Consider the following 1,048-nt stretch of genomic DNA (forward strand, 5'->3'; position numbering starts at 1 on the left):
TCGTATAATAAGTTTGTAAGCAAGAGAAATCACTTACAGACTTATTTCTTTTTATGGTATAGAGGTAAGGACATCTAAGAGGTATTCCCCTCATCCCATTCCCATCTATACAGTCAATAGTTACATTTTCATATCGTTTATCCTGTGGTAAGATATCAGCAGAGTCTGATGTCCGAAGGCACTGCTTTTTCTCCTTTCAGCCGGCTTTGTCCGAGACTGCTCAGAAAGCATGCAGCCTGGCTCATATGACACATTCCGCTTACACAGAAGTTGCATCTCCAGCCGTTAGCACCAGCAAAAAATGCTGACTGGATGAATGCTCATTATGCGAGGCTGCGGTCATCATATGATATCCCGGATAAACCTTTTGCTTTAGGCTTCACAAATCCAGATCGGAAAGGAGCGTGATATCATGATCAAGATCAACTATATGTCCACTTTGTTCGTTGGTATTGATGTAAGCTCAAAATCCAATGTGGTTTATGCCATGGATTTTGATGAAAACAAATATATTGATGCTTCTTTCGGCAACAACCAGCCTGGTGCTGATGAGCTTGCCGGAAAGATTGCTGCCTGTATACAAAAGCATCCGCATCTTAATACCATTATTGTGGCTCTGGAATCTACATCTGTTTACAGCATCCATATAGCCAACTTCCTGTCATCCTGTGAACTCCTGATGCCTTATAAACCCTATGTGTACTGTCTGAATCCAAAGATGACTGCAAATTACCGCAAATCCTATGTTGGCATGGATAAGACAGATCACATGGATGCCTTCCTTATTTCAGATTTTGCAAGAGTCGGCCGCACAAAAAAATGTGAACCCTGGCGGGGCAGCCAGTACCTTGCCTTAAAAAGACTTACACGCCACCGTCTTCATCTTGCTGAATGTATTACCAGAGAAAAAACCTATATGGTATCCAATCTTTACCTGAAATTCAGTGAGCTTCAGCTTCTGGATAATGACAGCCAGCCATTCAGTAACATTTACGGTGCCACATCATCCGCAGTTCTTACAGAGTTTATGTCCCTTCAGGAGATCATT

Annotated in this window: 1 protein-coding gene; it reads left to right on the top strand. The window is 42.2% G+C overall.

Annotation, left to right across the window (positions count from 1 at the left end; all coding sequences use genetic code 11):
- Positions 1–412 precede the first annotated feature (412 nt).
- Positions 413–1,048, top strand: a 636-nt coding sequence (locus G596_RS0120275) for an IS110 family transposase (protein WP_022763607.1), incomplete at its 3' end; no start/stop codon positions are given.

It is taken from the genome of Butyrivibrio sp. AD3002 (genome assembly GCF_000420905.1).
In the GTDB taxonomy this organism is placed as follows: domain Bacteria; phylum Bacillota; class Clostridia; order Lachnospirales; family Lachnospiraceae; genus Butyrivibrio.